The sequence below is a fragment of the Anoxybacillus thermarum genome, from assembly GCF_000836725.1.
Lineage (GTDB): Bacteria > Bacillota > Bacilli > Bacillales > Anoxybacillaceae > Anoxybacillus > Anoxybacillus thermarum.
Genome location: NZ_JXTH01000100.1, coordinates 1 through 5,424, shown reverse-complemented (window position 1 = coordinate 5,424; position 5,424 = coordinate 1). Strand labels below are relative to the sequence as shown.

Genomic DNA, 5,424 nt, shown 5'->3' with positions numbered 1-5,424 from the left:
AGGTTGACGACTACCCAACGACATAGGTCATGCCTATATCGCTACCGAGTGGCTCGGCATGTCTGTAGGCAGTACTTGACTTCCACGCACAACAGACGGATGTACGCTCGATGTTTTACGGTTGCAACGTTTCCTGCAACCAACTCCCTACATCGAGTAACGGGGATTGGAGTGCCTTGATTCAACGGTTTTCTCCACATTCTTATTCTATCATATACAAAAGAAAGGAGGAAGGGCGATTCCTCCCCGACTTTCGCTCTCGCTTAGAAGTCGGGGTCTCCTCGCCAAAGATGATGAACACAATCTCGTTTTCATCAATAGTAAATTTGAACTGGTAACCAATAACGCAGTCAATAAAACATTTCGTTTGCTGTGTAAAAGGGCAAATATCAAGGAAATCACATGCCACGGACTCCGGCATACCCATGCTTCGATGCTTCTATTCAAAGGCGTAAACATCAAGTATGTTTCCCGACGGCTTGGGCATAAAGATATTGTGACCACCCTTCAAACATATTCTCATATCATGGACGAAATGGAACAAAAAGAGTCGCGTCAGGTGGATGCAACCATGACAGAGCTCTATAATGCCCGATGATACCGTGCAAAATTCGCGCAAAATTTTTTCGAATTCTATGGAATTCTTTCGGATTCTCGAAAAAGTAAAAACGACCGCAAACGCAGTCGTATCAAGGGTTTCACGATTTTTAATCCGAAACGTTCAAATGTTAGAAATGGAGACGGTGGGAGTCGAACCCACGTCCAGAGATATCGCCACTTAAGCATCTACGAGCGTATTCGGTATATTTACGTTTCGCTGCATCTTCCGCCTACCGACAGGCATCCGAGCAGCTAGTCTGATTGTTCTCTTCCCGCGTCCTCAGACGGCGGACTTGGGCGTAGCCCACTTGTTATGAACCCCTAGGCCGCCACATGGGCGATGGCGGTAGGAGCTAGCCGCATAAATTAAGCAGCTAAAGCGTAGTTTTCTTTGCCAGTTATCTTTAAGTGACGTTTTTACGAGGACGATCCCCTCGGCTCGCAGCTTAAGCTCGATCTACCCCTGTCGAATCCGTAACGTCCCCGTAGAGAAACGTACGAAATAGCTTAAGCTTCTACAACTGGCTGACACTTTTTATTATATCACATTTCATGTGCTTTGCAATTGTAACATACTGGGTTTATTTCTGCCGTTCGCGGAAAGCGCGTTCGACTTCACGCTGCGCTTCTTTCTTTTTCATATCTTCGCGCTTGTCGTACTTTTTCTTTCCTTTGCCGACGCCCAATAACAATTTTGCAAAGCCGTCTTTAATGTAAAGCTTTAACGGAACAAGCGTATAGCCTTGTTCTTTCGTATAACCGATGAGTTTATTGATTTCGCGGCGATGAAGCAATAATTTGCGAGTCCGCAACGGATCGTGATTGTAGCGATTGCCTTGTTCATACGGGCTAATATGCATATTATGTAAAAACACTTCGCCTTTTTCCACTTTTGCGAATGAATCTTTTAAGTTCACCTTACCTGCACGAATCGACTTAATTTCTGTTCCTTGCAACACAAGTCCTGCTTCGTACGTTTCTTCGATAAAATAATCGTGGTGCGCTTTTTTATTTTGCGCAATGAGCTTACCTTCCCCTTTTGGCATTTGTTTCCCTCCCTTCAGACAACGAATATTTTAACAAAAATAAGAAGAAAGGAAAAGCCTCTACTGACGAGGCTCTTCTTATCGTTTTTTCTTTTTCTTCTTTTTCATGTTTGGTATATCTTCATAAAACTTTTTCTTTTTCTTCGTTTTTTTCGTTGGCCATTGCTCTTCTTTTTTCTTTTTCCGTTTTCCTTCGATGACGACTGGAGCAGCTTTCGCTTGTTTACGTTTGCTCCCTTTCATGCCGACAATTTCAAAATCGACAATGCGTTCTTCTTTATTGACATTAATGACGCGCACGGTAATTTCGTCACCGATGCGGTACACTTTCCCTGTTCGTTCGCCGATCATCGCATAATGCTGCTCATCGTAATGATAGTAATCGTCCGTTAAATAGCTAACGTGTACAAGCCCTTCGATTGTATTCGGCAGTTCAACAAACAATCCAAAGTTTGTCACCGAGCTAATAATGCCGTCAAACTCCATGCCAATTTTATCTTCCATAAACTCTGTTTTCTTCAAATCATCTGTTTCGCGCTCTGCCTCTACCGCGCGACGCTCCATATTTGATGTATGCTCCGCAATTTCCGGAAGCTTCTCCGCCCATTTTTGTTGCGTTTGTTCATCGATTTGCCCGTTGATTAAATACGTGCGAATGAGGCGGTGCACAATTAAGTCTGGGTAGCGGCGAATCGGCGATGTAAAATGCGTATAAAATTCGGTAGATAATCCGTAGTGCCCGAGGCTTTCGGCGTCATAACGCGCTTGCTTCATCGACCGAAGCATGACGGTTGATACGACCATTTCTTCTGGCTCGCCACGTACCGCTTCCAACACTTCTTGCAAGGCGCGCGGATGAATTTGGTTTCCTGTTCCTTTGACGACATAGCCGAAGTTTGTAATAAACTCTAAAAAACGCTGCAGTTTCTCAGGCTTCGGATCTTCATGCACACGATAAATAAATGGAACGTTCATCCAATGAAAATGTTCTGCAATCGTCTCGTTTGCCGCTAACATAAATTCTTCGATTAATCGTTCAGCAACAGAACGCTCACGTAAAATGACATCATACGGTTTTCCATTTTCATCGACAAGCACTTTCGCTTCTTTAAAATCAAAGTCAATCGCGCCGCGCTTCATTCGTTTATTTCGTAAAATATCCGCTAATTCTGCCATTAATTCAAACATTGGCACAAGCGGAGCATATTTTTCCCGCAGCGTTTCATCACGATCAACGAGAATGCGGTTTACATCAGAATACGTCATACGTTCGGTCGTGCGAATGACGCTTTGGAAAATTTCATGGCTCACGACTTCACCGCGATCGTTTATTTCCATCTCGCACGACAACGTCAAGCGATCAACTTTCGGATTTAATGAACAAATACCGTTTGACAAGCGATGCGGAATCATCGGAATGACGCGGTCAACTAAATAAACGCTCGTTCCGCGCTCATATGCTTCGCGGTCAATCGGCGACCCTTCTGTAACATAATGACTGACATCAGCAATATGAACACCGAGTTTATAGTTTCCGTTTTCTAATTTCGTTACAGTCACCGCATCGTCTAAATCTTTTGCGTCTTCACCGTCGATCGTGACAATCATTTCGTTACGCAAATCACGCCGTCCTTGTAAATCTTCTTCCGAAATCGTATCCGGAATGCTGTTCGCATGTTCAAGGACGTCTTCTGGGAATTGGAGCGGCAATCCATGTTTATGAATGATCGATAAAATATCGACCCCCGGATCGTTTTTATGCCCTAAAATTTTAATAACTTCTCCTTCCGCACTAATACGTCCTTCCGGATACGTCGTTAAACGAACGACAACTTTATGTCCTTCGACGGCACCGTTTGCGGCATGTTTCGGAATAAAAATGTCGTTGACGATTTTTTTATCGTCTGGAATAACAAAGCCGAAGTTTTTGCTTTCTGTATACGTACCGACGACTTCTGTAATGCCCCGCTCAATAATGCGGACGATCGTCCCTTCTTGACGCGCCCCCGTTGCTTGTCCGTTGACACGCACAAGAACGGTGTCGCCATGCATCGCATTCTTCAATTCCGACGGCGGAATGAAAATGTCATCAAGCGTCGGATCTTCTGGAATGACAAACGCAAACCCTTTCGCATGACCGGTCACTTTCCCGCGAATTAAGTTCATTTTCTCCGGCAATCCATACCGATTGCTTCTCGTCCGGACGATTAGTCCTTCTTCTTCTAATGCGACAAGTGTTTTGACAAGTTCTTTAAACTCGGCCGCATCCGTAATATGAAACGCTTCTTCTAACTCTTGAACAGTCAGAGGTTTATACGCTTCATCGCGCATAAACGCTAATAATTTTTCTTTCATTCAATCCCTCCTTTTGAGGATTACCAATCTAATGATTCTAAAAACGTATAAATGTCTTCATGAAGCTGTTCTTTTTCTTTATCAAGCGTAATGACGTGCCCTGACTCCTCATACCATTTCATTTGCTTTACCGGAGATTCGACGCCGTTATAAATAATATTTGCACTATCTGGGTTAATCATGTCATCATGGCGCGCTTGCACGACAAAAACAGGTGCATAAATGAAATCTAAATGATCGCGCACTTCGGCAATAAGTTGTTGCAATGCTTTTAATGTTTTCATCGGCGTTTTGGCAAACTCCATCATTTCCCGCTCGATTTGTTCCTCACTTTTTCCTTCACGTTTTTTATATTCGCGAGCGTATGCTAAAACTCCTTCGTACATCGTCTGTTCACTTTTGATATACATCGGGGCGCACATCGGCACGATGCCGACGACAGGAACAGTATAGCCAAGTTTTAACGAAAACACACCGCCAAGCGATAAGCCAACAACGGCGATTTTTTCATGTTTTTGTTTTAAATGTTCATAAGCGTTTATGACGTCTTGCCACCAATCTTCTGGACCGGTATGAACGAGCTCTTCGGGCGGCACGCCATGCCCTTTGTAAATCGGCGCATGACACGTATATCCTTTTGATTGTAAAAAACGCCCAAGCATGCGCACATCGGCAGAGTTTCCAGTAAATCCATGCAATAATAAAACAGCCCGCTCACCAGCTTCAAACGTAAACGGTTGTGGGGCAACTAGCTTCAAAACGATTCCTCCCTTCTTCCATGAAAAAAGCGATCCGCATCGCTGGACCGCTGTTACAGTTCAAAATAAGTGACAGCTACTGTTAATACGAAAAACAATACCGCAAGCACAACTGTCACACGGTGTAATACCGCATCAATACCGCGCGCTTTCTGCTTGCCAAACAATTGTTCGGCACCGCCTGTAATCGCACCAGAAAGCCCTGCACTTCGACCGGATTGTAATAACACAACAACAATCATCCCAAGCGAAACAATCACTAACAACGTAACAAGAAACGCATGCATACCTCACACCTCCAACGACGCACATCACAATAGTTTTATTTTAACATAACACTATTCATTTGTACAACGGACGAAATGATACGAGTCAGTCAAGACTTTGTGGAGAACATTTTTTCGGTTCACTACGGGTGTTGTCAATCACTAGTTAGCGAACCATTTTCAGGAATTGATATCGTAAGCGCTTTTGGACTCTCATCCCTCATCTTGAAGTGATGATATTGTATTCCATTTTTTTACACCCAACCAAAATCCCGAAGCGCCGACAACGCTTGATGGATCGGCGTCCCGGATGACCGCTGCAGACACGGTAGATTCTGACGCACCACATCTGCCCACAACCGTCCTGCCTTCCGTTTGGCCTGTTCAACCCGCTTGGAC

Annotated in this window: 4 protein-coding genes, 1 other RNA gene and 2 pseudogenes; 1 reads left to right on the top strand and 6 read right to left on the bottom strand. The window is 44.2% G+C overall.

Going from position 1 to position 5,424, the window contains the following annotated elements; all coding sequences use genetic code 11:
* Positions 1–292: 292 nt before the first annotated feature.
* Positions 293–598 (top strand): annotated as a pseudogene (locus tag LH47_RS14220) (site-specific integrase); the annotation flags it as partial.
* 134 nt (positions 599–732) lie between these two features.
* On the opposite strand, the gene ssrA reads toward LH47_RS14220, so the two are convergent.
* The 6 genes and pseudogenes from ssrA to LH47_RS15690 form a co-directional block, all read right to left on the bottom strand.
* Positions 733–1,085: a transfer-messenger RNA gene (ssrA, locus tag LH47_RS15695) on the bottom strand.
* A gap of 96 nt (positions 1,086–1,181) precedes the next feature.
* On the bottom strand, positions 1,182–1,646 hold the full coding sequence (gene smpB / locus LH47_RS14215) for an SsrA-binding protein SmpB (protein WP_003399367.1): 465 nt from the start codon (positions 1,644–1,646) through the stop codon (positions 1,182–1,184).
* Between the two features lie 78 nt (positions 1,647–1,724).
* Positions 1,725–4,001 carry a ribonuclease R gene (rnr, locus tag LH47_RS14210; RefSeq protein ID WP_043968602.1) on the bottom strand — a complete coding sequence of 759 codons (2,277 nt, stop codon included), beginning with the start codon at positions 3,999–4,001 and terminating at the stop codon, positions 1,725–1,727.
* A 20-nt stretch (positions 4,002–4,021) separates the two neighbouring features.
* Entirely contained in the window at positions 4,022–4,759 is a 738-nt protein-coding gene (locus tag LH47_RS14205) for an alpha/beta hydrolase (RefSeq protein WP_003399363.1), read from the bottom strand.
* A gap of 53 nt (positions 4,760–4,812) precedes the next feature.
* Positions 4,813–5,046, bottom strand: a complete 234-nt coding sequence (secG, locus tag LH47_RS14200) for a preprotein translocase subunit SecG (RefSeq protein WP_003399361.1) — start codon at positions 5,044–5,046, stop codon at positions 4,813–4,815.
* A gap of 233 nt (positions 5,047–5,279) precedes the next feature.
* Positions 5,280–5,424: pseudogene (locus LH47_RS15690) on the bottom strand (UPF0236 family protein); the annotation flags it as partial.

What these genes read in the sequence shown, in the direction of transcription:
- smpB (WP_003399367.1), bottom strand. Translation starts at nt 1,646, where the DNA reads ATGCCAAAAGGGGAAGGTAAGCTCATTGCGCAAAATAAAAAAGCGCAC.
- rnr (WP_043968602.1), bottom strand. Translation starts at nt 4,001, where the DNA reads ATGAAAGAAAAATTATTAGCGTTTATGCGCGATGAAGCGTATAAACCT.
- secG (WP_003399361.1), bottom strand. Translation starts at nt 5,046, where the DNA reads ATGCATGCGTTTCTTGTTACGTTGTTAGTGATTGTTTCGCTTGGGATG.